At 71.9% G+C, this 24,961-nt stretch carries 32 protein-coding genes and 1 pseudogene; 16 read left to right on the top strand and 17 right to left on the bottom strand.

Going from position 1 to position 24,961, the window contains the following annotated elements; genetic code table 11:
- Window positions 1-86: 86 nt before the first annotated feature.
- On the top strand, window positions 87-1,325 hold the full coding sequence (locus tag ACIQFX_RS35845) for an IS701 family transposase (protein ID WP_402472026.1): 1,239 nt from the start codon (window positions 87-89) through the stop codon (window positions 1,323-1,325).
- A 106-nt stretch (window positions 1,326-1,431) separates the two neighbouring features.
- Here ACIQFX_RS35845 and ACIQFX_RS35850 read toward each other — a convergent pair whose 3' ends face one another.
- The gene (locus ACIQFX_RS35850; protein WP_402472028.1) at window positions 1,432-1,701 is read right to left on the bottom strand and encodes a barstar family protein; all 270 of its coding nucleotides are present in this window, start codon (window positions 1,699-1,701) and stop codon (window positions 1,432-1,434) included.
- A 151-nt stretch (window positions 1,702-1,852) separates the two neighbouring features.
- Here ACIQFX_RS35850 and ACIQFX_RS35855 point away from each other — a divergent pair, with 151 nt between their 5' ends.
- Window positions 1,853-2,212, top strand: a complete 360-nt coding sequence (locus ACIQFX_RS35855; protein WP_402472031.1) for a hypothetical protein — start codon at window positions 1,853-1,855, stop codon at window positions 2,210-2,212.
- Window positions 2,213-2,237: 25 nt separating this feature from the next.
- Window positions 2,238-2,449 (top strand): annotated as a pseudogene (locus ACIQFX_RS35860) (IS5/IS1182 family transposase); the annotation flags it as partial.
- On the opposite strand, the gene ACIQFX_RS35865 reads toward ACIQFX_RS35860, so the two are convergent.
- The 3 genes from ACIQFX_RS35865 to ACIQFX_RS35875 all read right to left on the bottom strand — a co-directional run bounded on the left by ACIQFX_RS35865 (window position 2,441) and on the right by ACIQFX_RS35875 (window position 5,134).
- Complete coding sequence (locus ACIQFX_RS35865) at window positions 2,441-3,025, bottom strand: GNAT family N-acetyltransferase (protein WP_402472033.1); 585 nt, start codon at window positions 3,023-3,025, stop codon at window positions 2,441-2,443. The pseudogene ACIQFX_RS35860 and the gene ACIQFX_RS35865 overlap by 9 nt on opposite strands.
- A 74-nt stretch (window positions 3,026-3,099) precedes the next feature.
- Entirely contained in the window at window positions 3,100-4,038 is a 939-nt protein-coding gene (locus tag ACIQFX_RS35870; protein ID WP_402472035.1) for a MerR family transcriptional regulator, read from the bottom strand.
- Between the two features lie 397 nt (window positions 4,039-4,435).
- Window positions 4,436-5,134: a helix-turn-helix domain-containing protein gene (locus ACIQFX_RS35875; protein WP_402472038.1), complete on the bottom strand. Its 699-nt coding sequence runs from the start codon at window positions 5,132-5,134 to the stop codon at window positions 4,436-4,438.
- Between the two features lie 63 nt (window positions 5,135-5,197).
- Between ACIQFX_RS35875 and ACIQFX_RS35880 the strand changes: the two genes are divergently transcribed.
- Window positions 5,198-6,016: an NAD(P)H-binding protein gene (locus ACIQFX_RS35880; protein ID WP_402472041.1), complete on the top strand. Its 819-nt coding sequence runs from the start codon at window positions 5,198-5,200 to the stop codon at window positions 6,014-6,016.
- A gap of 291 nt (window positions 6,017-6,307) precedes the next feature.
- On the opposite strand, the gene ACIQFX_RS35885 is transcribed toward ACIQFX_RS35880, so the two are convergent.
- The 3 genes from ACIQFX_RS35885 to ACIQFX_RS35895 form a co-directional block, all read right to left on the bottom strand.
- Window positions 6,308-6,688: a hypothetical protein gene (locus ACIQFX_RS35885; protein WP_402472043.1), complete on the bottom strand. Its 381-nt coding sequence runs from the start codon at window positions 6,686-6,688 to the stop codon at window positions 6,308-6,310.
- A 263-nt stretch (window positions 6,689-6,951) separates the two neighbouring features.
- Window positions 6,952-7,158, bottom strand: a complete 207-nt coding sequence (locus ACIQFX_RS35890) for a hypothetical protein (protein WP_402472045.1) — start codon at window positions 7,156-7,158, stop codon at window positions 6,952-6,954.
- A gap of 20 nt (window positions 7,159-7,178) precedes the next feature.
- Window positions 7,179-7,421, bottom strand: a complete 243-nt coding sequence (locus ACIQFX_RS35895) for a hypothetical protein (RefSeq protein WP_402472046.1) — start codon at window positions 7,419-7,421, stop codon at window positions 7,179-7,181.
- Window positions 7,422-7,530: 109 nt separating this feature from the next.
- On the opposite strand from ACIQFX_RS35895, the gene ACIQFX_RS35900 reads away from it, so the two are divergent.
- Both ACIQFX_RS35900 and ACIQFX_RS35905 read left to right on the top strand, forming a co-directional pair.
- A complete protein-coding gene (locus ACIQFX_RS35900) occupies window positions 7,531-8,352 on the top strand; it encodes a Scr1 family TA system antitoxin-like transcriptional regulator (RefSeq protein WP_402472048.1) in 822 nt (273 codons plus the stop codon).
- Window positions 8,345-8,536 carry a DUF397 domain-containing protein gene (locus tag ACIQFX_RS35905; RefSeq protein WP_402472050.1) on the top strand — a complete coding sequence of 64 codons (192 nt, stop codon included), beginning with the start codon at window positions 8,345-8,347 and terminating at the stop codon, window positions 8,534-8,536. The genes ACIQFX_RS35900 and ACIQFX_RS35905 overlap by 8 nt, the downstream gene beginning before the upstream one ends.
- Window positions 8,537-8,614: 78 nt before the next feature.
- Here the strand turns inward: ACIQFX_RS35905 and ACIQFX_RS35910 are convergent, their stop codons facing one another.
- Complete coding sequence (locus tag ACIQFX_RS35910) at window positions 8,615-9,061, bottom strand: anthrone oxygenase family protein (RefSeq protein ID WP_402472052.1); 447 nt, start codon at window positions 9,059-9,061, stop codon at window positions 8,615-8,617.
- Window positions 9,062-9,154: 93 nt separating this feature from the next.
- On the opposite strand from ACIQFX_RS35910, the gene ACIQFX_RS35915 reads away from it, so the two are divergent.
- The 4 genes from ACIQFX_RS35915 (at window position 9,155) to ACIQFX_RS35930 (ending at window position 11,195) form a co-directional block, all read left to right on the top strand.
- On the top strand, window positions 9,155-9,766 hold the full coding sequence (locus ACIQFX_RS35915; protein WP_402472054.1) for a TetR/AcrR family transcriptional regulator: 612 nt from the start codon (window positions 9,155-9,157) through the stop codon (window positions 9,764-9,766).
- Between the two features lie 162 nt (window positions 9,767-9,928).
- On the top strand, window positions 9,929-10,231 hold the full coding sequence (locus tag ACIQFX_RS35920) for a hypothetical protein (RefSeq protein WP_402472057.1): 303 nt from the start codon (window positions 9,929-9,931) through the stop codon (window positions 10,229-10,231).
- 44 nt (window positions 10,232-10,275) lie between these two features.
- Window positions 10,276-10,584 carry a DUF2087 domain-containing protein gene (locus tag ACIQFX_RS35925; protein ID WP_402472059.1) on the top strand — a complete coding sequence of 103 codons (309 nt, stop codon included), beginning with the start codon at window positions 10,276-10,278 and terminating at the stop codon, window positions 10,582-10,584.
- Window positions 10,560-11,195 (top strand): LysE family transporter, encoded by a 636-nt coding sequence (locus ACIQFX_RS35930; protein WP_402472061.1) that lies wholly within the window; start codon window positions 10,560-10,562, stop codon window positions 11,193-11,195. Before ACIQFX_RS35925 ends, ACIQFX_RS35930 begins: the two co-directional genes overlap by 25 nt.
- A 130-nt stretch (window positions 11,196-11,325) precedes the next feature.
- On the opposite strand, the gene ACIQFX_RS35935 is transcribed toward ACIQFX_RS35930, so the two are convergent.
- Window positions 11,326-11,697 (bottom strand): peptidoglycan-binding protein, encoded by a 372-nt coding sequence (locus tag ACIQFX_RS35935; RefSeq protein WP_402472064.1) that lies wholly within the window; start codon window positions 11,695-11,697, stop codon window positions 11,326-11,328.
- A gap of 148 nt (window positions 11,698-11,845) precedes the next feature.
- Window positions 11,846-12,253, bottom strand: coding sequence for a PIN domain nuclease (locus ACIQFX_RS35940; protein ID WP_402472066.1), 408 nt, complete (start codon window positions 12,251-12,253; stop codon window positions 11,846-11,848).
- A gap of 63 nt (window positions 12,254-12,316) precedes the next feature.
- Here ACIQFX_RS35940 and ACIQFX_RS35945 point away from each other — a divergent pair, with 63 nt between their 5' ends.
- The gene (locus tag ACIQFX_RS35945; RefSeq protein ID WP_402472068.1) at window positions 12,317-13,753 is read left to right on the top strand and encodes an amino acid permease; all 1,437 of its coding nucleotides are present in this window, start codon (window positions 12,317-12,319) and stop codon (window positions 13,751-13,753) included.
- On the opposite strand, the gene ACIQFX_RS35950 is transcribed toward ACIQFX_RS35945, so the two are convergent.
- From ACIQFX_RS35950 to ACIQFX_RS35960, 3 genes are all read right to left on the bottom strand, one after another.
- Entirely contained in the window at window positions 13,707-14,384 is a 678-nt protein-coding gene (locus ACIQFX_RS35950; RefSeq protein WP_402472070.1) for a TetR/AcrR family transcriptional regulator, read from the bottom strand. The genes ACIQFX_RS35945 and ACIQFX_RS35950 overlap by 47 nt on opposite strands.
- Window positions 14,385-14,597: 213 nt before the next feature.
- Entirely contained in the window at window positions 14,598-15,827 is a 1,230-nt protein-coding gene (locus tag ACIQFX_RS35955) for an MFS transporter (RefSeq protein WP_402472073.1), read from the bottom strand.
- Window positions 15,824-16,189, bottom strand: a complete 366-nt coding sequence (locus ACIQFX_RS35960) for a pirin-like C-terminal cupin domain-containing protein (RefSeq protein WP_402472076.1) — start codon at window positions 16,187-16,189, stop codon at window positions 15,824-15,826. The genes ACIQFX_RS35955 and ACIQFX_RS35960 overlap by 4 nt, the downstream gene beginning before the upstream one ends.
- A gap of 134 nt (window positions 16,190-16,323) precedes the next feature.
- Here ACIQFX_RS35960 and ACIQFX_RS35965 point away from each other — a divergent pair, with 134 nt between their 5' ends.
- Both ACIQFX_RS35965 and ACIQFX_RS35970 read left to right on the top strand, forming a co-directional pair.
- Window positions 16,324-16,899 (top strand): NADPH-dependent FMN reductase, encoded by a 576-nt coding sequence (locus ACIQFX_RS35965; RefSeq protein ID WP_402472078.1) that lies wholly within the window; start codon window positions 16,324-16,326, stop codon window positions 16,897-16,899.
- Window positions 16,896-17,756, top strand: a complete 861-nt coding sequence (locus ACIQFX_RS35970) for an MBL fold metallo-hydrolase (protein WP_402472081.1) — start codon at window positions 16,896-16,898, stop codon at window positions 17,754-17,756. The genes ACIQFX_RS35965 and ACIQFX_RS35970 overlap by 4 nt, the downstream gene beginning before the upstream one ends.
- A 6-nt stretch (window positions 17,757-17,762) precedes the next feature.
- Here the strand turns inward: ACIQFX_RS35970 and ACIQFX_RS35975 are convergent, their stop codons facing one another.
- Window positions 17,763-18,071 (bottom strand): hypothetical protein, encoded by a 309-nt coding sequence (locus ACIQFX_RS35975; protein ID WP_402472083.1) that lies wholly within the window; start codon window positions 18,069-18,071, stop codon window positions 17,763-17,765.
- A gap of 215 nt (window positions 18,072-18,286) precedes the next feature.
- Here ACIQFX_RS35975 and ACIQFX_RS35980 point away from each other — a divergent pair, with 215 nt between their 5' ends.
- Window positions 18,287-18,934: a dihydrofolate reductase family protein gene (locus ACIQFX_RS35980; RefSeq protein ID WP_402472086.1), complete on the top strand. Its 648-nt coding sequence runs from the start codon at window positions 18,287-18,289 to the stop codon at window positions 18,932-18,934.
- Window positions 18,935-19,079: 145 nt separating this feature from the next.
- Here ACIQFX_RS35980 and ACIQFX_RS35985 read toward each other — a convergent pair whose 3' ends face one another.
- Window positions 19,080-19,562: an Lrp/AsnC family transcriptional regulator gene (locus tag ACIQFX_RS35985; RefSeq protein WP_402472087.1), complete on the bottom strand. Its 483-nt coding sequence runs from the start codon at window positions 19,560-19,562 to the stop codon at window positions 19,080-19,082.
- A gap of 117 nt (window positions 19,563-19,679) precedes the next feature.
- Here ACIQFX_RS35985 and ACIQFX_RS35990 point away from each other — a divergent pair, with 117 nt between their 5' ends.
- Complete coding sequence (locus ACIQFX_RS35990) at window positions 19,680-20,648, top strand: SMP-30/gluconolactonase/LRE family protein (protein ID WP_402472089.1); 969 nt, start codon at window positions 19,680-19,682, stop codon at window positions 20,646-20,648.
- Window positions 20,649-20,817: 169 nt separating this feature from the next.
- On the opposite strand, the gene ACIQFX_RS35995 is transcribed toward ACIQFX_RS35990, so the two are convergent.
- The gene (locus tag ACIQFX_RS35995) at window positions 20,818-21,876 is read right to left on the bottom strand and encodes a hypothetical protein (protein ID WP_402472091.1); all 1,059 of its coding nucleotides are present in this window, start codon (window positions 21,874-21,876) and stop codon (window positions 20,818-20,820) included.
- A gap of 122 nt (window positions 21,877-21,998) precedes the next feature.
- Window positions 21,999-22,724 carry a PIG-L deacetylase family protein gene (locus tag ACIQFX_RS36000; RefSeq protein WP_402472092.1) on the bottom strand — a complete coding sequence of 242 codons (726 nt, stop codon included), beginning with the start codon at window positions 22,722-22,724 and terminating at the stop codon, window positions 21,999-22,001.
- 152 nt (window positions 22,725-22,876) lie between these two features.
- Here ACIQFX_RS36000 and asnB point away from each other — a divergent pair, with 152 nt between their 5' ends.
- Window positions 22,877-24,682, top strand: a complete 1,806-nt coding sequence (gene asnB / locus ACIQFX_RS36005; RefSeq protein ID WP_402472094.1) for an asparagine synthase (glutamine-hydrolyzing) — start codon at window positions 22,877-22,879, stop codon at window positions 24,680-24,682.
- Window positions 24,683-24,961 lie beyond the last annotated feature (279 nt).

Genomic DNA, 24,961 nt, shown 5'->3' on the forward strand with positions numbered 1-24,961 from the left:
ACAAGCCTCGCAAGATCCAAACGAAACGGCCTAGTAGTGCTTCGTTACGTCGGGTGATCTTTCCTGCCGGTGGGCATCTTTCGGCTATGAAGCTGGGGGAGGTGGAGCGGCTCCGGGGCGAGTTGGCGGAGTTCGTTGCCGATGTGTTCGGGTCGTTGCCGAGGCGGGATCAGCGGCGGTGGGGCGGGTGTTATCTGCGGGGGCTGATGCTGGACGGCCGAAGGAAGTCGATCCAGCCGATGGCCGAGCGGTTGCCGGACGGGAACATGCAGGCCCTGCAGCAGTTCGTGAACCAGTCGCCGTGGGATCCGCTGCCGGTGCGGCGCCGGATCGCCGAACGGCTGAGCCGGGCGATCCGCCCGGAGGTGTGGGTGATCGACGACGTGTCGTTCCCCAAGTGCGGAACCGCCTCGGCCGGGGTGGCCCGGCAGTACTGCGGAGCACTCGGGAAACGAGCGAACTGCCAGGTCGCGGTCAGTGTCCACGCAGCTACCGACACCGCGTCCTGCCCGCTGAACTGGCAGCTGTATCTCCCACGGGAGTGGACGGACGAGCCGGCTCGCTGCCGCAGGGCAGGAGTGCCGGACGAAGCCGCTGCCCATCAGGAGAAGTGGCGCCTGGCTCTCGGCCTGCTCGACACGCTCGCCGGCTGGGAACTGGAGGCGCCGGTGGTGGTCGCCGATGCGGGCTACGGCGTCAGCACCCCGTTCCGGGCCGGTCTGGAGGAACGCGGACTGTCCTATGTTCTCGCGCTGACCGGTAAAGAAGTCGCCCATGCCGAAGAGGCCGAGCCGCACCAACCTGCCTACGGCGGGCTCGGGCCGCCGACACTGCCCCGCTACCGCACCCCGCCCCGGGCCGTCTGCGTTCTGGCGGCACAAGCCGCACCGGAACAGTTCACCGAGGTCACCTGGAGGCAGGGCAGCAAAGGCGCGATGACCTCACGCTTCACCGTCCTGACCATCAGGCCCGCGGGCAAGCAGTCCCTGGCCGCGGCCCAGCAGGCGGGCGGCGGGCGCAACCGGTGGGACGGTGTCCTGCCCGCACGGACCCTCCTGGTTGAGTGGCCTCATGGGCAGGACACCCCGACGGGCTACTGGATATCGAACCTTCCTGTCACCACACCGGTCGCCGACCTGGTCCGCTGGGCGAAGATGCGCTGGCGGATCGAGCACGACTACCGCGAGCTCAAGCACGGCCTCGGGCTGGACCACTTCGAGGGCCGCACCTGGCGCGGCTGGCACCACCACGTCACCCTCGTCACCGCCGCCCAGGCATTCCTTACCATGCGGCGCCTCGACCCAAAAGCCCACATGTCGGCCTGACCCTCTACCAGGTCCTCGACACCCTCCAGGACCTGCTGAGATGCTGGACCGGCACATGCGTGACCTGCGGTCGAGATCTGTCAGTACGGACGGGTACTCGTCACGGCTACAGGTACTCCACCCGAAGACCCGGCCGATAGAGGTCGCGGTATCGATCAAGGCAGTCGGCCAGCATCATCGCCTCATCCGGAACACGTTCCACCAACGGCTTCCAACCCACGAAACGCACATGCTCGGGGATGAGAACAAGGCCGCTGACGGCATCCCAGAAGGCAGCCCAGTTCCGACCGTAGAAGTCCGGAAAGTCGAACTCTCGCTGGAGCAGTCGGTGCAGCTCGTCCTCACTTGCGACTGAAGCTACGTCGATGGTCACCATGGCCCGCATCCTAAGCACCATTCGCCACCTCGCGGACAACAGACCTAACGAAGCACTACTAGGTGGGCCCGTAGGGACGCTACCGCGCGGGGGCGGTTACTAGGGTTGCGGTACCTGGCTGCTGTACCGCACGATCCAAACAGGGGTGACCATGGAACGGCATGTGCTGGAAGCGCTGCTGACCGGCGATGACGAGGCGTCCGCAATAGCTCTGGCCGCCCTACGCCGCGGCGCCCCCTACTCGGTGCAAGAGCGGGTGCAAGCCACTGGTGCACATGCCGGAGTCTTCAGTCACCGACTTCAGCGGATGCGGATGCGCGGATTCGAACCCCCTGGGCTGGCACGAGCGGTTCAGCTCATCAGGGAGTACGACCGGCCCGTGCGCACCGCACTGATCGATCCTGAGAATCGGACACGATTCACCCTGCTCTTCCTTACCGAGGACGGCAGCGCGCTGGTGGCCTGCGCGAGCTGGACCCTGCCGCTAGCTGCAAGCAAGCCACCGCTTTAGAGAAGCGGGAAGGCGGGGCCGCACCGACCCGTTCGGGCGCCTGCTGTGGGCCTCGCCAGCCCTGCCCGGCTCGACCCACGATCTGACCGCCGCCCGGCACCACGGAATCATCGAGAACCTCGCTGATGCGGGGATCAAATGCTGGGCGGGCGACTTCTCCGGAAGCTCCGGTGCAGCACCAACCGCATCACCGGCATCGTGAAGGCCGTTCTCGCCCTTCACCACGCCTCAAGCTGAGGTTGAAAAAGGCTCACTCCTGCGCCGTATGTGCAGGTGGCCATCGCGGGGGAAGGAGGGCGGCGCTGCGGGCAGGATGCTGTCGAAGTCGTAGCGGCTCTTCTGCGCAACCCGGCACGATGCCAGGTTGTCCACCTGGTGAAGGAGTTCGAGACGCTCCAGCCCGTCGGCTTCGAAGGTGTCGAAGGCCCAGCTGGTGAGTGCCTCCAAAGCGCGGGAGGCCACTCCCCGCCCGCGAGCGTGCGCCGCGGTCCAGTAGCCCACTTCGGCCGCCGGTTTGCCGGAGGTGACTTCCTTGAGGACCACGTTGCCCACCAACTGTTCTCGAAATGAACCGAGTTGTGTCTCAAGGACGGCGAAGCCGAACCGGTCCCCCGCTGCCCAGCCCTGCTGCTGGGCCTGCACCCAGCGCGTCCCGTCGGCATCGTTGTCCACGACGGAGCTCGCCCACTGGCGCAGTGCGGGATCCCGGCTCACCTCGACCAATGCGGCAACGTCCTCCATGCGCCAGGGGCGAAGAACGAGGGGGGGAGAGGCCGGCGTCGCGGCCACCTGAAGTACGACCGGGGTGCTCATCAACCGATGATATGTGGCGGCGTTTTCACCCGACGTCAGCCGCGTCCGGCCCATGCCGCCTTGCGACCGCCCCGTCATTGCTGTGTCCGGACGCGCAGGGCCTGGACGGACCAGTCGAACACTGGAGCCAGACTCTCCGGGGCCGGCCAGCCGTTGACCACGGCGAGGAGCTGGAGGTATCGCTCCCTGCGGGGGTCGTTCACGCTCTCCAGCCGAGTCGTCAGCCGGCGGCGAAGCTCGACGTCGTCGGGGCGGCCGAGGAGGTGCGCGTAGTGCGCCGTGAACTCCGCGACGATCGGATCGGCCTGGGGCGAGGCCGGGTCGATGCCTGCGGTCAGGGCCGGGCCGACCTGGTCACGGACGGCTGCGGCGATGTCGCGGCGCGGGCCCATCATGTCGCTTCGGGCCTGCTCGGCTGCCTGGTCCTCGGCCATCCGCCGCACGACGGCGCGGAAACCCGGGTCCAGGGCCATTTCGGCCAATTCCACCCACGCCTGGACCTGCTCCGCCTCCGGGTTGTCGGGCAACTCGGGGGTCATCGAGCGCATGACCCCCGCGAATGCGGGGGCGGCGTCAAGGCCGCCGAAGACGGCGTCGAGGAATTCGCCGATCAGACGTCGGCGTTCGTCCTCGGAAAGCTGGGCCAGCCGGTGCATGAGTTCCGTCTCCTCAGGTGTGGACCCGCGCTCGGCCACCGCCGTCAGCACCGCGCGCCGCAGGCCCAGGACGCGGATCTGCACTGCCAGTGCTTCGGCGTGCGCCGCGGCGACCTCGGGAAGCGAGAGCTCGCGGTCCACGACCTTGCGGATCGTGGGAAGGTCCAGTCCCAGCTCGCGCAGGGTCCGCACGAGGTCCAGGCGTGCGACGGCGTCGATGCTGTAGAGGCGGTAGCCGGCCGGGCTGCGGTCCGTCGGCGTCACGATTCCGCGATCGGAGTAGAACCGAATGGTCTTGACCGTGAGACCGGTCCGTCGAGCGAGTTCGCCGATCGAGTAGAGCGTGTCGCCGTCCATGCCCCCACCTTTGTGTCTCCCCCCACTGGAGACTCAAGCCCCTTCGCCTGCCGGCAGCCAACCACTCCTCGTCCACAAGTCTTGATGATTCCTCGCTCGCGCCGCGCGGCCGCGCACATGTTGCCGAAGACTGATCGTCGGCACGGACACAGGGCCGGGTGAGGTGCGTCAGGCTGCGTGGGCTTCGGGGTGTTCGACGAGGTGACCACCCTCACCGCACTGACCGGCGTCGACGAGATCGCCGCCTCCCTCGGCGGCGACTTCCGCCTGGCCAACTGACAGCTGGCCCACCTCATGGCAGGCCACCTCATGGCAGGGCCGTCTCATGGCAGGCCCGCCTCATGGCAGGGCCGTCTCAAGCTTCAGGCCGGAGACGGCCCTCACCGTGTCCTGTGGCTCAGGCGGTGCACGGAGTCGCGGCGGGGCGTCGGCCCGCGGTGAACGCGGCCGGGGGGACGCCCATGAAGCGGCGGAACTCGGCGGTCATGTGGGACTGGTCGTAGTAGCCGGCCGTCGTGGCGATGTCCGCCCAGGGGCCCGCGTCGGCCGCGAGCACGGTGCGGACGCGGTTGATGCGGGCGAAGTGCTTGGGGGACAGGCCGGTGGCGTCGGTGAACAGGGCGTGGAGGCGGCGTTCGCTGATGTGGAGCCGGGTGGCGGTCTCGGTGACCGTGGTGTCGGCCAGGAGGCGCGCCGCCTCTTCGAGCCGTTCCGACGGCTCCGGGTGGTCGGCCAACGCTTCTTCGAGAGCGGTGACCGGGTCGGTGGCGAGCTGGTCGACGTCCAGACCCGGTAGGTCGGGGAGCGGCAGGACGCCGTCGGCGAGACCGTGCAGCGAACGTCCGAGCAGGGCTTGGGCGCGACCCGGCCGCATGCGAACCCGTACGCACGAGCGGCCCGGGGTGGCGAGGTGATAGGCGGCCCGGGTGCGGGGGCCCATGACGACCAACTCGCGCTTGTCCGTGCGCAGGAGGAGCGTGGTGGCGTGATCGGGTACGTCGACCGCCGCCGGAGTGCCCGCCGAAGCATCCGCCGTGGCGACGTCGATCCCGGCAACCCACCGCAGAAGGGCAGGCGGCACCACGAGAGAACCCACGCGGCCCACGATAGTGCCGAAACTTCCTATCGCGAGGGGTGAGAGCGCCGTCATCGTCGGAGCATGATCCTTGTTACCGGTGCCACCGGCACCATCGGTGGTCATGTCGTCCGCCTGCTCACCGAGCGGGGCATGCCGTTCCGGGCGATGTCCCGGCGCGAGCGGGCCGGCGGGGTGCGGGCCGGCGGGGTGCGGGCCGACTTCGACGACCCGGCGTCGCTGGCGCGCGCGGTGGCCGGCGTCGACACGGTCTTCCTCGTCACCGTGCCTCCCGTACCGACGGCGGACCACGACATCGCCCTGGTCGCGGCGGCGCGGGCGGCCGGCGTCCGCAAGATCGTCAAGCTGTCCGCCATCGGCAGCGGCGAACGGTTCGACGGGGAGACCGTCGGCGCGTGGCACCTCGCCGCGGAGGAGGCGATCGAGGACAGCGGGCTCGCGTGGACGATGCTCCGTCCGCCGGGCTTCGCCTCGAACTTCCTGTGGCACCGGCCGCTGATCCAGGCCGGAGAGCCGCTCCCGAACCTGACCGGCGACTCCCGTCAGGCCATCGTCGACCCGAGGGACGTGGCCGCCGTCGCCGTCGCCGCCATGACCGGCGACGCGCACGACGGGCAGCGGTACGACCTGACCGGGCCGGAGCTGCTGACGTTCGCCGACCAGGCGGCGATCCTGGAGGGCGTACTGGAACGGCCCGTCAAGATCGCCGACACGGATGCGCTCGACCACCTGCCGGACGGGATGCGCATCGGCATCGGCTGGGCGCGGTCCGGCGGTGCGGCCTACGTCACCCACCACGTGCCGCAGGTGCTCGGCCGACCGGCGGGCACGTTCGAGCAGTGGGCCCGCGACCATCGGGAGGCGTTCACGGCACTCCCGTAACCCGCTACCGCTGACCGCCGCCCACCGCTGCCGACCGCCGCCAGGCTCTCGTAGCTCACCGGCGAGGACGCGCGCGGTTCGCGGGCGGCGGTCGCGGCCGACCCGCCACGCGTACGCCGCCTCCGTCTCGTCCCACAGCCGCCGAGGTCCGGACTGCACGACCTCGAACTCCGCCGCGCCCGGCTCGTGGTCCACGGAGGCCCAGGACCGCCGGTCGGTGCCGTACGTCCAGAGGGTGTACGAGCCGTACGACGGCCTCGCCGCCGTACGTCGTCCCCCGAGGGACGACGATCACCCCACCGGCGCGGCCTGCTCGATCCATGCGCGCGGGACCTCTCCGACGGAACAGGTCGCGATGACCCTGCTGTACGGCGCCTCCCCACCCCCGCCGTACTCCTTCCGCCCCTCCCCGACGAGCCGGGACCCCCACCCGGCGGCCGCGAGGCGCTCGGCCGCACCCGTCGCCACCACCGGGTCGTACTCGATCGACACCACGTGCTCCGCCCCGACCCGGTGGGACAGGAGCGCCGCGTTCCACCCCGTACCGGTACCGATCTCCAGGACGCGGTGACCGCCCCCGCCCCCGGCCCCGACCGCAGCATCGCCGTCGAGATCACCGTCGAGACCGAGACCGAGACCGAGACCGAGATCGAGACCGAGATCGGCGAGCATCGCGAACACCATGCCGGGCTGCGAGCTGGAACTCGACGGGCGGATGCCGACGGAGCGCCCCGTGCCCCCGCCCACTCCCGCTGTCGTCCTGCTGACTGCCACCCTGACCGGTCCCGGTCCCGGTCCCGCCGCCGTGCTTCCCCATGCCGCTCACTCCGCTCGTATCGCCCGTGTCGCTTGTATCGCTTGCCTTGCTCGTGTTGTTCGTTCCTACGGGGTACGGAGCCACAGCGCCGCGCAGAGCGCGCCCACGGCCACCGCCATCAGGAAGACGGCCGCGCGGGCGACGGCGACGTACTGATGATCCGTACGGCCCCGCGCGGCGTCAGGCTCTCGCGTTCCGCCGGGCTCGCCGTCCAGCACTGGTCGGCCGCCGCCTCCCACAGGTACCCGCTGGGCCGCACCAGGGTCAGCAGGTCGCCGTGCACGCCCCGCACCTGCCCGGTCAGTGCGCGCTGGGCGTCGGTCACGACGTCCCCGAGCCGGTACCTCACCCGACACCCGGCCTCACCGCCGCGCGCAGCAGCGCGGTGAGCCGCTTGGCCCCGCCGATGCCGACGACACCGAGCCCGTACCGGTGGACGTCACCGCCCGGCCCGCGCGTCACGTCCCGGTAGAGCCCGTTCGTGGGCAGGCCGGCGGTGTCCATCGCGGCCTTGAGGTCGAGGTAGACACGGGCGGCTTCGGGCTCGGAGACGGGGCGGGTGGGGGGAGCGTTCGGGGGTGTGCGCATGGTGGGCTCTCTTTCTGATGGATCTCCACCGGAACGACTCCACGATGACGTGACCGGCCCTACGCTCACCAGGAGTTGAGTTCCATGGCGCACGTGAGGAACGAGGCATATGCCAGGAGCGAAGGACCTGGACCCCGGGGACAGCATCGAGCAGTACCTGGGGAACCTGGTGCGGGAGGCGCGACTGGCCCTGGGGCGCGAGTGGACGCAGGCGCACCTGGCGACGAAGGTGTTCAGCAGCGGCAGCAGGATCTCCGAGATCGAGCGCGGCGAGGATCCGCCGGACCGGGACCTGGCGAAGAAGCTGGAGATCGTCCTGCGGCTGCCGTCCGGATCTCTGGTGCACCTCGTGAAGATCCTCACCGACCAGAACGTGCGCGATTACGCGAAGACGTACATGCGGCGCCAGCTCGAAGCCACCGCCATACACGAGTTCTCCATCGTCGTGCCGGGCCTGCTCCAGACCGCCGACTACGCCCGAGCGGCGATGGAGGCCGGGCTCGCGGGCGACTCGGGGCAGATCGGCGGCTTCGTTGGCCGACGACTGGAACGGCAGGCCGTCCTCGACCAGCCCGACCCGCCCTGGATGATGATCGTGCTCGACGAGGCCTGCCTGCGCCGCGACATGGGTGGCGGCCGGGTGATGCGGGAGCAGATCGAGCACCTTCTCGCCGTGTGCGAGCGCCCCAACGTGAACATCCAGGTGCTGCCCATGAAGGGGACGCCCGTGGCTGGTTCCGTCGCTCTCCTCACTCTCCCGAAGGGCGAGCGCGGGGCGTACACGGAGGGCTTCAGCACGGGCAACTACACCGAAGAACCAGCCCAGGTGATGCGATTCCAGCGTGTCTATGATCTGTTGCAGCAGGGTGCGTTGGGTGTCCGGGCGTCCCTGGAACTGATGCGCGCGATCGCGAAGGAACACGATGACTGAGACCTCCCCGAACTGGCACAAGAGCTCGTACAGCGGCAACGACAACGACGCCTGCATCGAGGTCGCCGACAACCTGTCCCGCGTCCGCGTCCGCGACACCAAGGACCACACCAAGGGCGAGCTGACCGCCACCCCCGCCGCCTGGTCCGCGTTCACCGCGTTCGCTCGCTCGCACGCGATCTGACCCCGCCGGCGAACCCCGCCCTCGACCCCCTCGGCCCCTGCCTCTCGTGGCGGGGGCCGTCGTCGTGGGCTCGTGGTCTCAGACGAGGGCGGCGACCAGGAAGGCGAAGGCGGCGACGATGACGGCGACGCGGGCGTAGTGGTAGCGGTCCCAGCGGTTCATCTGCTCCTTCCAGTCCTCGGGGCGGTTCTCGGGGGTCCAGGTCTTGCCCCGGTTGTTGATGGGGACGAGGAGGAGGAGCGACATGATCACGCTGACGATGAGGAGGGCGGCGGCGGTGAGGACGCGGCCGGTGCCGGGCTCGTCCCAGGCGGCGACGGCCCAGACGGCGCTGAGGACGAGCGAGGTGATGTACCAGACGGGCATGAGGGCGCCGAGCATGCGGCCGCCGTGGGAGCGGGCCTGCTGGTCGGCGTCTTCGGGGAGTGCGCCGAAGATGCGGTTCATGACGAAGGCGACGGAGAACTCGACTCCGACCATCAGGCCGACGGTGACGGTGGTGAAGACCTGGAGTGCGTGGAGCATGGTGACGAACCCCCTGTGATCTAGCGCTGCTAGGTGATGAGGCAACGCTAGTACTACTGCCGCTCGATTGTCTAGCGGTGCTAGAATCGAGTCATGTCGGTACAGGAACGCAAGCAGCGTGAACGGGCGGACCGCGAGCGCCTCATCGTGGCCACGGCCCGCGAACTCGCCGAGCAGCAGGGCTGGGACGCGGTCACCACCCGTCGGCTCGCCGAGCGCATCGAGTACAGCCAGCCCGTCCTCTACAGCCACTTCAAGGGCAAGCGGGAGATCATCGGCGCCGTCGCCCTCGAAGGCGCCGCCGAGATGGCCGCGGCCGTGCGCGCCGCGACCGCCGGCGCGACCTCCGGAGCCACCTCCGCGACCTCCGGAGCCGACGGCCCCCGCGCCCGGGTCGCCGCCCTCGCCCGCGCCTACCTCGACTTCGCCGAGCGCAACCCGGCGGTCTACGACGCCATGTTCCAGCTCGACGGGGGCCTCGCGTTCGCGCGGGAAGACACCCCGGAGCCGCTGAAGGACGCCTTCGCCGCCCTCCTGGAGACCCTCGGCGAGGCCGCCGGCGACGGCGTCGCCCCCGGGCTGTTCACCGAGACCTTCTGGGCGGCCCTGCATGGCCTGGCCACCCTGACCCGCGCGGGACGGCTGCCGAGGGAGTACGCCGAGGTGAGGGTGGAACTGCTCGTGGACCGGCTTGCCGTGGTCTGACGGTGGCCCTCGACCGTCAACCTCGGCTCCGCCCGGGGAAATTGGCCGCTTCCGTCAGGTGGAAGCGTCGGGATCGCTCGTTCGGGGGCTGTCGCCGTGCGGGGGTGGGGGGTGGCTGGTGTGCTGGTCGGGACCCTTCCCCGGACGTACAGGAGCGAGAGCATGGAGCTGAAGAAGGGCGTCGTCGTCACCCTGGAGATTCCCGGCGGGACGCAGGAGCAGTACGAGAGGACGACGCAGCTGATCCAGGGGGCGGAGTGGTTCCCGCCGGAGGGGTTCATCGCGCACTCGGCGGGGCCGGACGGGACCGGGGGGTGGCGGATCGTGGACTTCTTCGAGACGCGGGCGCACTTCGAGGCGTTCGTGGCGAAGGCGATGCCGTTCTTCCAGGAGGCGGGGATGCCGTCGGTCATCCCGCAGATCCAGGACGCCGTGAACGTGGTCGTGCGGCCCGAACCGAAGTGAAAATGCTTTGCGGGGCGGGGGCGTAGGGCGCCACCCTCTCGGGCATGACCAGTCATCCTTCCCGACCCGTCGCGGACCTGTTCTCCGCCGACGGGCGACTCAAGGCGATCCCGCGCAGGCCCGCACGCCGTGAGGCGCTGCTCGCGCACCTCGCCGAGACGCTGTTCGAGTCCGACCGGACGTACCGCGAGCGCGAGGTCAACGAGGCGCTGAGCACGGTGCACGAGGACTTCCCGGCGCTGCGCCGGTACCTGGTGACCGGCGGGTTCCTGACCCGCACGAAGGACGGGGCGGACTACCGCCGACAGCAGAAGTCCGACTCCACCGGATGCGCGATCCCCGCCGTCGCGTGACGGGCGGGGCGGTGGTGGCCGGCCTGCTGGCCGGCTACGGCATCGCGATCCCGGTGGGCGCGGTCGGCGCCCACCTGGTGGCGGTCGCGGCGTGCTCCCCGTGGCGTACGGGCGCGAGCGCGGCGCTGGGCATCGCCGCGGCGGACGGGCTGTACGCGCTGGTCGCGGTGGTCGGCGGTGCGGCGCTGGTGCCGTTGATCGCGCCGGTGACGATCCCCCTGCGGTGGGTTTCGGCCGTGGTGCTCGTGGTCCTGGCCGTCCGCTCCGTCCGGGCGGCGGTCCGCGCGTACCGCTCGGGCCCCGAGGCGGCGGAGGCCCCGCCGCCGGCCCCTCGGCGCGCGTTCCTCGGCTTCCTGGGGATCACGGTGCTCAACCCCATGACGGTGGTCTACTTCGCCGCCCTCGTCCTCGGCGGACATTCGACGACGGGCGCGGCCGAGGCGACGGCCTTCGTCGTCGCGGCCTTCGCGGCCTCGTCGAGCTGGCAGCTCCTCCTCGCCACGGGCGGCACCCTCCTCGGCCACCTCGTCACGGGCCCCCGGGGCCGTCTGACGACGGCCCTCGCCTCGGGGGCCCTGATCACGGCGCTGGCGGTGGGGCTCGTGGTGTGACCCGCGAACGGTCTGACCCGCGAACGGTCTGACCCGCGAACGGTGTGACCCGCGAACGGTGTGACCCCGGACGGTGTGACCCCGGACGGTGTGACCCCGAACGGTGTGAGGAACACCGGTGAAAGGGCGGCTAGTAGCTGGGGATGTAGTAGTCGCAGGCGCCGCCGTCGTCCCAGTTGGTCGCGTTGAGGAGCGCGGTGCCCGTCTCCGGCCCCACGATTCCGTCCGCGCTCAGGCGCTTCCACTTCTGGAACGCCCTGATCGCGCCGTCGGTGTCCGGGCCGAAGACGCCGTCCTCGGCGATCGGGTGGTAACCGGTCTGCCACCACACGTCGTTGAAGAGGTCCTGGAAGCACGCCACCCCTTCCCGGGGGTTCGGCTGCCCGTAGCCGATCCAATCGGCCCAGGGGTGGGCCTGGGCGGGAGCGGCCCACGCGCCCAGGGCGAGAGCGGCGCTCGCCGCGACGAATCCGAGCCGGACCATCGGCGTCTTGAACTTCACGTGCGGATCCTCGATTCCTGAAGGGTGTCGGCGTGACGGGCTGCCCCGCACCCCCGTGCCGGAGCAACCGCCCTCAGCCTCCCGCTCCCCTCCAACAACCCACCAACAGACGATCAACGCCCGTGCCCCGGTGTCCTGGCGCCGGAGGTCAGGCGTCGGGCAGCAGTCGGACCATGCCGATGCCGGGGCGGACCTTGGCGATGGCGGTGAAGTCGTCGTCCACGTGCAGCAGGGTCAGGTGGTGCTGCTCGGCCGTGAGCGCGATCAGGATGTCCGTCGGCGACGGTCCACGATGGTGTCCGACGGCGAGGAGATCGCGCTGAACGGCGATGGCCTTGGGCCAGGGGTCTTCGGGCGCGGGGACCCAGGTGAACGTCTGGTTCAGCATGGCGGTGAACGGCTCGTTGTCGCGGTCGGAGCGCAGGGCGCGCATCAATTCCGCTTCGACGGGCGGGCAGATGGAGACCTGGCCGTGTGCCACGCGGCCCGGCCAGGGCTCGCCGACCTGTCGGCGGAGAAGCCGCCACACGGCTGAGGTGTCGGCGAGGTAGTTCACCGGCCGGACCGCTCCTGCTCCTCCAGGAAGCCGAAGTCGAGGAAGTCCTCGTCGCTTCTCGGGATGTCTCAAGGGTCGGGAGGGGCTTGCTCGTGGTCGGGGGAGGCGTCAGGCTCCTGCGCTGATCGTCCGGAAATCGGTCCGGGCGGCGTGGGACGTACGGGGGAAGCGTTGACGGGGGAGTTGGGGGCGGGGCTGCGGCAGCGGCATCTGGCGATGATCGCGATGGGCGGGGCGATCGGTGCCGGGCTGTTCGTCGGGTCGGGGTTCGGCATCGCGGCCGCGGGGCCGGGGATTCTGGTGGCGTACGCGCTGGCCGGGGTGCTGACGGTGCTGGTGATGCGGATGCTGGGGGAGATGTCGGCGGCGCGGCCGGTGACGGGGGCGTTCGCGGAGCACGCGCGGCGGGCGTTCGGGCCGTGGGCCGGGCTGCTGGCCGGTTGGATGTACTGGGCGCTGCTCGTGGTGAGCGTCGCGGCGGAGGCCGTGGGGGCGGCGCACATCGTGGCCGGGTGGGTGCCGGGGGTGCCCGGCTGGGCGTGGGTGGCGGTGTTCATGAGCGTGTTCACCGTGAGCAACCTCGCCGGGGTGCGGAACTTCGGCGAGATGGAGTTCTGGTTCGCGGGGCTGAAGATCGCCGCGATCGGCGGGTTCCTCGTCCTCGGCGCCGTCGTGGTCGCGGGCCTGCTGCCCGGTCACCCGTCGCCCGGCGCCGGCCATCTCACCGGTGCCGGAGGGTTCCTGCCGCACGGGTGGCACGGCGTGGCCGTCGGGATGGTCGCGGCGGTGTTCGCCTTCGGCGGCCTGGAGGCCGTGACGATCGCGGCGGCCGAGTCCGACGACCCGGTCCGCGCGGTGCGGGCGGGCGTGCGCGCGGTCATGTGGCGGGTCGCGGTCTGCTACCTCGGCTCGATGGCGGTGATCGTCACCCTCGTCCCGTGGAACGCGCCCGGCGTGGCCGAAGGCCCGTACGCCGCCGTCATGGACAGCATCGGCGTCCCCGGAGCCGCCGACGTCATGAAGGCCGTGGTGCTCGTGGCGCTCCTGTCGGCGATGAACGCCAACATCTACGGCTCCTCCCGCATGCTGTACGCCCTGGTCGGGCGCGGCGACGCGCCCCGCGCCCTGGGTCGGCTGCGCACCGGCGTGCCCTACGCGGCCGTCCTCGCCTCCGCCGCCTTCGGCTTCGTGTCGGTCGTCCTCAGCCTGCTCTGGCCGCGGACGGTCTTCCCGTTCCTGCTCAACTCGATCGGCGCCGCGATCCTGCTCGTCTGGGCCCTGACAGCCGCCTCGCACCTGCGGCTGCACGGACCCTCCGCACGGTCCTTCCTCGCCCTCGCGGGCATCGGCGCCGTGCTGCTCTTCATGCTCGGCGACGCGGCCAGCCGCACCCAGCTCCTGACGACCGGCGGCTGGGCGGCCGCCCTGCTGGCCTGGGCGTGGATCAGGAGCCTCAGGAACGCGCGTACCGGGCCAGGAACAGATCCACTCCCGAGCTGATCACCCGCGTCAGCTCCGCGTCGTCGATCTCCGCGTCGGGCGAGAACGTACGCACGAGCTGCGGCACGCCCAGCGTCGCCGCCACCAACTGCTGCACGGCGAGCGCCGGGTCGGGCGCGTCGAGGACGCCCCGCGCGTTCAGCTCGGTGAACGCCTCGACGAGCGGCCCGTTGTTCATGTCGTAGCTCACCCGGTACCAGAGCTGCCCGAGCTGCGGGAAGCGGTCGATCTCGCCGATCACGAGCCGCCGCAGCGACATGATGTCCGGCCGCAGCAGGATCCGCGCCCAGTCGGTCGTCAGCCGGACGAGGGCCGCCCGCAGGTCGGGCGCCTCGGCGATCGTCGAGTTCGACGGCTCCAGATCCGCGTACGTCTTCGGCAGCACACCGCCGATGACGGCGAGGAACAGCCGCTCCTTGCTGCCGAAGTGCTTGTAGATCGTCGCCTTCGACACGCCCGAGCCGCGCGTGATCGCGTCCATGGACGCCGCCGAGTAGCCCTCCGCGAGGAACTCCGCGAGCGCCGCGTCGATGATCGCCTGACGCTTGCGCGAGGCCGCGTCCGCGGGGTCCGGGATGATCGGGATGCCGTACTCGTCGACGGCGTCCTGGGTCTCGGCTCCGGCTCCCATGGGGTGTCCTTACGGGGGTGACGACGGGGGGTGATGACGGGGGATTACGGGGGGTGATGACGGGGGGTGAGGGGGAACCGTCAGTATATGAACTGAACGGTTTGGTCTGCAAAGGCGTGGGGGCGGGGCAGGGCGGCGGCTGGGCTGGGCGATCGACGGGCGGGGGCTCGCGGTTGCTTACGGGTTGCTTACTGGGTTGCTTACGGGGGTTGCTCAAGGCGTCGGCAGTGCCAGGGCCGCCAGGGCCGGGCCGGCGGCCACGCCCGTCAGGAACGCCAGGTTGAAGAGACTGATCGCGAGGCCGTGGCGGGCCGGCGGAAGGCCGCCGGTCGCGGCGCCGGTGAGCAGCCCCTGGCCGGCGGCGGTGACGAGGGAGCTCACCCCCGAGCCGACGAGTACGGCGGCCGGCCAGGGCGCGGTGACCGCCAGTACCAGCGCGGCGGGTGCGCCCACCGCGAGCACGACCCGTACCCGGGGCGCTCCCAGGACCAGCGCCGACCGGATCAGCAGCCACGACAGCAGGGCCCCGGCCAGCGCCGCCAGCGAGGCGGCCGCGCCCGTCTGCACCGAACTCCAGCCGGTGAGGGCGGCGACGCGGCGCGGAGCCGCGTACATCAGGGCGAAGTTGACCGTGGAGACGGCGAGCATGAGACCGGCGGCGGCGCGGAAGCGGGGGTTGCGGAGGACGTCGAGGGGGAGGGGGCCGGTGGGGGCGGGGGTGGCCGTGGGGGTGGGCGGGACTCTGACGCCGGGGGTGACGCCGGGGGTGACGCAGGGGGCGGCGCCGCGGGTGCTGCGGGGAGTCGGCGCGGGAGTGGGGCTCGGGGTGGGGGACGGGGTGGGGGACGGGAGGTAGCGGGGTTCCCGGCTCTGTTCGGCCAGGCGGAGGGCCGGGAGGAGGGCGAGGAGGCTGAGGAGGGGGAGGACCAGGGCGGCGCGCCAGCCGAGGGCGCCGGCGACGGCCGCGCCGGCGAAGAGGCCGGCGGTGCCGCCCGCGGCGCTCCCGATGGCGACGAGGCCGGGGATGCGGCCCGTGGAGTCGCGGCCGGCGAGTTGGAAGGCGGCGACGTTCAGGCCCGCCGCGCCCGCCGCTTCGAGGGTGCGCCCGGCGACGGCCAGGGGCAGGGCGGAGGCGACGAGGACCAGCAGGGCGCCGAGGACGACGAGGACGGCGGCGGCGCGGATGACACCGGCGGGGCCGTGCCACCGGCCGGCCGTGGCCGACAGGAGCGGGGTGCCGGCCGCCATGCCGAGCCCGTACGCCGTCATCAGCCACGCCGCCGACGCCGGGGAGACCGCCAGTTCACCGGCGGCCTCCGGCAGGGCGAGGCTCGGTCCCGACACGCCCATCGCCGCGGGAGCGGCGAGCGCGGCGAGGAGCAGCCCGGTCCTGGTCCCGCCGCGTGGAGCGGCGGTACGTGCGGGCGTCGACAGGGCGGTCATACCGGCATCCGCCCCATCAGGCCGCGCCTGAAGTCCGTTTCGGCCCGACGGAGTTCGGCGGCGATGTTCATCACGAACGGGCCGCTGCGGGCGACCGGTTCGCCGATCGGTTCACCGGTCGGCGAACCGGCGAGGGCGGGGACCTCGGCGGCGAGGGCGGGGACCTCGGCGGCGAGGGCGGGGGCCTCGGTGGGGAAGGGGCGGCGGACCGGGAATCCCGCGCCCTCCTGGGTGAGGAGGGGGCGGGCGACGCGGGCGACGGTCCGCGGACGGGGGGAGGGGGCGGCGGCCGGGGCGGTCCCGGCGGTCGTGGCAGTCGTGGCGGCGGCGACGGGCGCGGGGGCGATCACGGGAGAGGCCATGCATCGAATGAACTACACCATTCAGTTCACTGTCAAGACTGAACCGTTTGGTTGACAGACTGAACCGACCTGTTTAGTTTCATGGTTGTCGAGCCCGGCACCCGCCGGCTCACCCGACGAACTGGGGGGTTCCCATGACCGCGTCCACGATCCTCGCCATCTCCGGCTCACTCCGCGCCGACTCGCGCAACACGCAACTGCTGCGCGCGGCACAGAAGTTCAACTCCGGCGCCCACGAGATCGAGATCTACGACGGCCTGCGCGACCTCCCGCCGTACGACCTCGACCTCGACACCCCCGAACTGCGCCCGGCCGCCGTCAACGAGCTCCGTCGCCGCGTCACCGAGGCCGCCGGACTCCTGATCGCCACACCGGAGTTCAACTACTCCGTCCCCGGCGTCCTCAAGAACGCCCTCGACTGGCTCAGCACCGACTGGACCCGCACCGAAGGCCTGCCCCTCCGCCACAAGCCCACCGCGATCCTCGGCGCCGGCCCGGGCGCGTTCGGCACCGTCCGCGCCCAGCTCGCCCTCCGTCAGATCCTCGTCTGCACGGACAACGACGTCGTCGTGAAGCCCGAGGTCCACGTCTTCCGCTCCCACGAGCGCTTCGACGCCGACGGCAACCTCACCGACGAGCTCACCGTCGAGCTCCTCCAGAGCCTCCTGTCCGCCCTTGAAGCCAAGATCGACACGGCGGCCCGGTCATGACACTTCCCGAGACCGAGACCGAGACCGAGACCGAGCCGATGGCGGAGACCAGGTCCGCGCCCGCGGCCGAGACCGGGTCCGCGCCCGCGACCGTGACGTACGTGGGGACGGCGACGGTCCTCCTCCGCCTCGGCGGCCTCACCGTCCTCACCGACCCCGCCTTCGACCCGGCCCCCGCCGACTACCCGGGGGCCCGCCCCCTCCGGCGTACCGCCGGACCCGCGCTCGCCGCCGACCGACTGCCGCCCGTCGACCTGGTCCTCCTCTCCCACGACCAGCACGCCGACAACCTCGACCGCACCGGCCGCGAGGTCCTCGGCCGCGCGGCGACGGTCCTCACCACCCCCGAGGCCGCCGAACGCCTCGGCGACGACGGCCGGACGAGGGGACGGGTCGAGGGCCTCGCGCCCTGGGAGAGCCGGAGGATCACCGCCGGCGGCACCACCGTGACGGTGACCGCTACTCCCGCCCGCCACGGACCCGCCGGCACCGAGCACGTCACCGGACCCGTCACCGGCTTCGTCGTCGAGTACGACGGCAGGACCCTCTACGTCTCCGGCGACACCGTCCGCCACGACGCCCTCGACGAGATCGGCGCCCGCTTCGCCGTCGACACCGCCTTCCTCCACCTCGGCGACGCCCACTTCCCCACCACCGGCGACCGCGCCTTCTCCATGAGCGCCCACGAGGGTGCCGCCCTCGCCCGCGCCCTCGGCGCCCGTACCGTCATCCCCCTCCACTTCGACTCCTGGGACCACCTCGCCGAAGACCCCGCCCGCATCACCGAAGCCTTCGCCGCCCCCGACCTCGCGGGCCGTCTGCGCACCCTCCGCCCCGGCGTGGCCGAGACGCTCTGACGTGTTTCAGAGGGTGCGGCGGCGGGAGGCGGCGGTGACGGCGAGGGTGCCGGCGAGGGCGAGGGTGGCGCCGGCGGCGAGGACACCGCGGTGGGAGCGCCAGGAGAGGACGGACCAGGTCGAGCAGGCGGAGAGCAGGGAGCCGGCGCTCGCCCAGGAGCCGACGGAGCCGATGGAGAGGGCGGAGCCGACCGAGCCGACGGACAGGAAGGAGCCGACGGAGCCGACCGAGAGCGTCGAGCCGACCGAGCCGACGGACAGGAACGAGTCCCGGGACCAGAGGGACAGGGACGAGGAGCATCGCTGAGTGGTCATGCGGCGATCCTAGGCAGGGCGGGGTCGCCGACGCGGGGAATCGGGGGCCGCGCCGCCGGCGCGGGAGGGCGATCGGGCGGGAGGCGACCGAGGCCGAGGCTGCCGATGAGTTCCGGTGGGTTCGGGAGTCGGTCCTGGAGTCCCCGGAGAGTCGTCGCGGGGAGTCGCCGACGGCGCGGTATCACCGCGGTCGGGAGTCCAGGAGGAGGACGTACGTGGAGCAGTTGCTGAGGGTCGTGAACTTCATGGTGTCGAGCGACGGGTTCGGGGCGGGGGTGGGGCAGAGCCTGGAGCGGCCGTTCGGGCATGCGGAGCCGGCGGAGATGTTCGCGTGGGCGGGGGCGACGGCGAGCTGGCCGATGCGGACGGACGGCGGGGGCAGCAGAGGGCTGGACGACTACTTCACGCGGGACTTCGCGCGGAACATCGGCGCGGAGATCATGGGGCGGAACAAGTTCGGGCCGCAGCGGGGGCCGTGGACGGACCACGAGTGGAAGGGGTGGTGGGGTGAGGAGCCGCCGTTCCGGACGCCGGTGTTCGTCATGACCCACCACCTGCGGCCGTCGTTCACGCTCTCGGACACGACGTTCCACTTCGTGGACGAGGAGCCGGCGAAGGTCCTCGCGATGGCGCGGGAGGCGGCGGAGGGGAAGGACGTCCGGCTGGGCGGCGGGGCGACCACGGTCCGGGAGTTCCTGGACGCGGACCTCGTGGACACGCTGCACGTGGCGGTGTCGCCGGTGGAACTCGGGTCGGGGGCGCGGCTGTGGGAGTCGCCGGAGGAGCTGTACGACCGCTTCGAGCACGAGGCCGTGCCCAGCCCGCGCGGTGGGGTGACGCACCACCTGTTCTGGCGCCGCTGAGCCGGGAGGCGTGAGAACCGGCGACCGGGTCCGTGCGTCACGGCGCGGGGTCGGTCGTCGGGTCGGTGCGTCACGGCGGGGCCGGTCGCCGGGGCGGTGGGTCGGGCCGGGGCCGATCGCCGGGGGTCCGTGGGTCGGGCCGGGGTCAGTCGTCGGCCTTGTCGGGGAGCAGGGGCCCGGCCTCGTCGGGGAGCAGGGGGGAGAGCGGGCGTTCGAAGAAGGTTTCGAGGACCACGGTGGCCTGGGTGCCGCTGACGCCGTCGATCGCGTAGATGCGGCGCAGGACGTCCTGGAGGTGCTCGGTGCTGGTGGTCCTGACCTTGACGAGGACGGAGGCGCTGCCGGCGATGACGTGGGCTTCGAGGATCTCGGGGAGGGCGGCGAAGGCGTCGGCGGAGTCGCCCATCCAGGAGGTGGAGTCGACCATGACGTAGGAGAGGACGGCGCTGCCGACGGAGGCGGGGTCGACCTCGGCGGCGGTGCGGCGGATGGCGCCGCGCTCGCGGAGTTTGCGGACGCGTTCGTGGGCGGCGCCGGCGGAGAGGCCGACGGCCTGGCCGAGGGCGGCGTAGGACTGGGTGGCGTCCTGCTGGAGTCGGGCCAGTAGGACGCGATCGATGTGATCCACAACTCTCCATTCGGTGTTGCCTTGTGGTGACCGTAGCTCATCCTGCAATCTTCGCTGTGAGCGGGATGAGGTTCGGCCCGCGCGGGATGTCGGCGGAACGGTGGAGGGGAAGGGTTCATGAGCGGCGAACACCCTGGGCTGTACGAGATGTTCGACGACCGGTTCCGCAGCGGGCGCTGCATGAACGGGGACGACGCGCTGGAGGTCCTGTACACGGGCTGCCGCTGGGCGGAGGGGCCGATCTACGTGCCCGCGTGGCGGCAGGTGGTGTGGAGCGACATCCCCAACGACCGGATGCTGCGCTGGGACGAGGAGACGGGCGCGGTCGCGGTGTTCCGCCGCGGCGCCGGGCACACGAACGGCAACACCCTCGACCGGGAAGGCCGGTTGGTGACCTGTGAGCAGGGGAACCGGCGGGTGACGCGGACGGAGCACGACGGCACGGTGACCGTGCTCGCGGACCGGTGGAACGGCAAGCGGCTGAACAGCCCGAACGACGCCGCGGTGAAGTCGGACGGGTCGATCTGGTTCTCCGACCCGGACTTCGGCATCACCAGCGACTACGAGGGCTACCGGGCGGAGAGCGAGATCGGCGCCAACAACGTGTACCGGATCGATCCGGTGACGGGCGAGGTCCGGCTGGTCGCCGACGGGTTCGGGGCGCCGAACGGGCTGGTGTTCTCGCACGACGAGCAGCGGCTGTACGTCTCCGACACCCGGGCGGGATTCATCCGGGTCTTCGACGTGCGCGAGGACGGGACCCTGTCGGACGGGAAGGTGTTCGCCGACGCGGCGCGGCGCGAGCACGCGCGCTTCGACAACCTGCGCTTCGACGACGGGGGCCGCCTCTGGGCCGCGGCGATGAACGACGGCGTGCACTGCTACGACCCCGACGGCACCCTCATCGGGCGGCTGCGCGTCCCCGAGGCCGTCGCCAACATCTCCTGGGGCGGGGCGAAGCGCAACCGGCTCTTCATCGCCGCCGAGACCAGCCTCTACTCGGTCGTCATGGCCGTCACCGGCACCCACCCGACGGGCCCGGGCCCCCGTCCGTGGCCGGCCCCGGCGACCGTGACGGCCGGCTGACGAGCGCGACGGCCGCCCTGACGAGCACGACGGCCGGCTGACGAGCGCGACGGCCGCCCTGACGAGCGCGACCGCCGCCCTGACGGGCGCGCCCACGGCTTGGCGACCGCGACCGCCGACGACCGGTGAGCGCGACCGCCGGCCGACGGCAAGGGCCTTGGGGCAGCGGTCAGTTCTTCCAGAAGTCGAAGCGGCCGCGGTTGTCGTCGTCGGTGTCCTGCTGGTCGGTGGAGATGGTGCGGACGACGTCGCGGAGGGGGCCGTCGAGGTGGTCGGCGAGGGCGCGGGTGGCGAGGTCGAGGTCGTTGACGAGGGGGGTGTACTCGGCGGCGATGGCGCTGCCGACGGAGCCGCCGGCGGCGAGCGCGTCGAGGTCGTAGAGGGCGCGGGCGAGGGCGGTGGTGGTTTCGCCGCGGATGTGTTCGGCGGCCTTGGCGAGGCCGTCGGCGGCGCGCTTGTGCTCGTCGTGGTCGACGAAGATGCTCCAGCTGCTCGCGTTCGTCCCGGAGAACGGGCTGCCCGCGCCGGCGACTCCGGTGCCCGCGCCGATCCCTCCGCCGATGCCGTTGCCGATGCCGCCGCCGATCCCGCTCCCGATGCCGCCGCCGATCCCGTTGCCGATGCCGCCGCCGATCCCTCCGTCGATGCCGTTGCCCGGGTTGCCGCCCAGGTCGCCGCCGATGGCGCGGCCGAGCAGGCCGGCGAGGGTGGTGGGGACGGTCTTGAGGGCGGTGACGTCCGCGGTGCTCCGGGCCCGGTTCGCGCCGTCCCGGACGTCGCCGAGCGTCGTCGTGACGTTGGACTCCAGGTCGTCCCTGGCGACGTCGATGTGCCGCTGGAGCTTGGCGTCCGGGGTGGCGGTGCCGATGTCGGGGTTCATGTTCCGGAGGTACGAGACGATGTCCTGGGCGCGGTGCTTGCCGATGACGATGGTGTCGCCGCAGGCCTGGATCTCGCTCGTGATGTCGAGGGCGGCCCTGGTGGTCTGCCCGAAGCAGGCTTTGACGCGGGACCAGTGCTCGCCGAGCGCCTTGACGGCTTCGCCGCGTCCGCTGGAGACGAGCCGTTCGACGGCCTTCGTCGCGTCGGCCCCGTCGCCCTCCAGCGAGGACCGGTAGCCGCGGAGGTGATCGTCGGCGTCGGACGAGCGGTCCTCGTTCGCCTCGATCCAGGGCAGTGCGTACTGGTCCATCAACGCCCGGTCGCCGTCCATCGGTTCGACTGCCATGGTGTGAATCCCCCCTGATTCTCCGTCAGTTGAGCGAAACGGTCTCATGGGGCGGGGGCGCGGACAAGGGCTCCACGGGGCGGTCGAGGGGGGGCTCCCGCCATCGGCCGAGGGGGCTCCCGTCAGTCGATGTGCACGATCTGGAACGCCTCCGCCATGCGGCCCGCGGGGAGTCCGGCCGCGGTGGCGTGCTCGCCGAGCCAGGTGCGGAGGAGGCCGGCGAGGTCGTCGAAGTGGGCGGTCTGGGAGGTGTGGATGCGGAGGGCCTCGACCTTGCGGTCGAAGACGGGGGTGACGTCGACGTACTGGTTCGGGGTGGGGCCGGTCATCAGCCAGAGTTCGTGGACGGTCCAGGGCTCCAGGCCCTCGTCCTTGAGCAGTTCGGGGTGGGCGAAGGGGTTGCGGGCCTCGGGGTACACGGCGCGGAGGCAGGCGTCGCCGACGGCGCGGTGGTCGGGGTGGAGGTCGGCGACGCGGGCCCAGTTGATCTCGGGGGAGGGGATGACGGCCCGCTGGGGGCGCACCTCGCGGATGACGCGGCAGAGGTCGCGGCGGAGGGCGACGGAGGGTTCGACGAAGCTGTCGGGGTAGCCGAGGAAGCGGACGTCGGCGACGCCGCTGAGCTTCGCGGAGTGGACCTGCTCGGCGCGGCGCAGGTCCGCCATCGCCTGTCGGGGGAGCCGTTCGTCGTAACCGCCGGCGCCGCCGTCCGTGACGATGCAGTACGTGACGCGGGTGCCGCGTTCGACCCACTGCATGACCGTGCCGCTGACGCAGAACTCGATGTCGTCCGGGTGCGCGGCGACGACCAGCAGGGATTCGGGGGCGGTCCGGTTGAAGTCCTCCATGAGGCAAGCCTGTTGGGGCGGCGAGGGGTGTCGCAAGGCCGACTCGTGGCGTGAACTGGACATGGCACTTACGCGCCATTCAAAAACTTGGTAGATTCAAATCATTGAGTTGACCGGGTGAAGTGAAGCGACGTGCTTGGAGGGTGACCGGTATGTGCAGGATCCTCGGCTCCTTCGCCGCGGGGGCGGACCGACCGGACCCCGCCGAACTCGCGGCGGTCTCCGCCCGCCAACGGCACGGCGGACCCGACGAGCACCAGGTGCTCAGCGGACCCGGCTGGTCCCTCGGCTGCGACCGGCTCGCCGTGACCGACCCGTGCGGCGGACAGCAGCCCTACCGGCTGCCCCACCTGCCCGGCGTCCTCGCCGTGCTCAACGGCGAGATCTACAACCACGCCGAACTGCGCCGCACCCTCGCCGCCCGCGGCCACCGGTTCCCCGACCTCTGCGACGGCACCGTCCTCCCCGCGCTGTACGCCGAGTACGGGCCCGCGTTCGCCGAACACCTCGACGGCATGTTCGCCGTCGCCGTCCTCGACCTGCGCCCCGGCAGCACCCGACTCGTCCTCGCCGTCGACGACATGGGCATGAAGCCCATCCACCTCCACCACGACCCGTACGACGGCTCCACCCGGTTCGCCTCCGAGATCCCCGCCCTCCTCGCCTTCGAAGGCGTACGGATCTCCCCGCGCGAGGACTCCCTCGACACCGTCCTCGCCACCCGCACCTCCTTCGCCACCCACACCGCCCTCGACGGCGTCAGCGTCCTGCCGCCCGGCGCCACCGCCCTCGTACGGCCCGGCGCCGCACCCGTCGTACGCCGCCGCGGCACCTACCGCGCGACACCCGCCGGAGACACCCAGGACGTGCTGCGCCACGAGGTCCGCCGGCTCGCCCGCGCCGAAGTGCCCGTCTGCGCCATCACCAGCGGCGGCCTCGACTCCGGCCTCGTCACCGCGCTCGCCGCCGAACACGCCCGCGAGACCGACGCGCCGCCGCTCCACACCTTCCACCTCACCTACCGGGGCCGCTGGCCCGGCTCCGAAGCCGCGTACGCCCGCTCCGTCGCCCGCCGGGCCCGGACCGTCCACCACGAGGTCGCCGTCGACCCCGACGAACTCGGCTCCCTCCTCACCCGGACCGTCCGCCACCTCGGCCAGCCCAACGCCGACCCCATCACCCTCTCCACGTACGCCCTCTTCCGCGCCGTCCGCGAGAACGGCTTCACCGTCGCGCTCACCGGCGACGGTGCCGACGAACTCTTCGGCGGATACGACCGGATGCGCGCCGCACTCGCCGCCCCGGCCGGCACCGACTGGGCCGCCGCCTACGCCGACGCGCTCTCCGCCGCCCCCCGGCTCCTCCGCGAACACCTCTACACCCCCCACTACCGGGCGTTCATCGCCGACCAGGGCTCCGCCGCCGACCGCATCACCCAGGAACTCCGCTCCGCCGAAGCCCTCGGCGAGGACCGGCTCACCGCGATGACCGCCTTCGAAACCCGCTGGCGCCTCCCCGCCTACCACCTGCGGCGCGTCGACCACCTCTCCATGGCCTGGGCCGTCGAAGCCCGCATGCCCTTCTGCCAGCCCTCCGTCGTCACCCACGCCCGCGCGCTGCCCCTGGCCGCGCGCACCGGCAAACGGGCCCTGTACGAAGCCGGCGCCGAACTCCTCCCGCCCGGGGTCCTCCAGCGCCCCAAACAACCCTTCACCCTCCCCCTCGCCGCCCTCCTCGCCCCCGGCACCCCCCTCCTCGACACCGTCCGCGAACTCCTCTCCCCCGCGCGCCTCGTCCTCGGCGGACGGCTCCGCGCCGACCGCGTCCACCGCCTCCTCGCCCGCCACCTCGCCCACCCCTCCCCCCACACCGCCCAAACCCTCTGGGCCCTCGCCGTCCACGAACTCTGGACCGACATCGTCCAAGGCCTCCGCATCCCCACCGGCTGTGCAGCCTGACCCCCCACGGCCCACCCCGCCGCCCCTCCACCCACCACGTGCGTCCGCGCGTCCGCCCGTCCCGCCCCTGGCGGACGGTTGCCCACAACGGGGTGGGCCGGAGCTGTCGCAGCGGGGCGGTTGCCCACAACGGGGGTGGCGGGAGCTGTCGCAGCGGGACGGTTGGCCGTGACGGGGTGGGCGGGGCGCGGCCCGCAAGCGGGGGGCGCCCCGCGTGGGGTGCCGCTCATCGTGGGGCGCGGCCCGCAAGCGGTCGCGGCCCATGACGGGGCGCTGCTT

The organism is Streptomyces sp. NPDC093089, from assembly GCF_044754405.1.
Classification (GTDB): domain Bacteria; phylum Actinomycetota; class Actinomycetes; order Streptomycetales; family Streptomycetaceae; genus Streptomyces.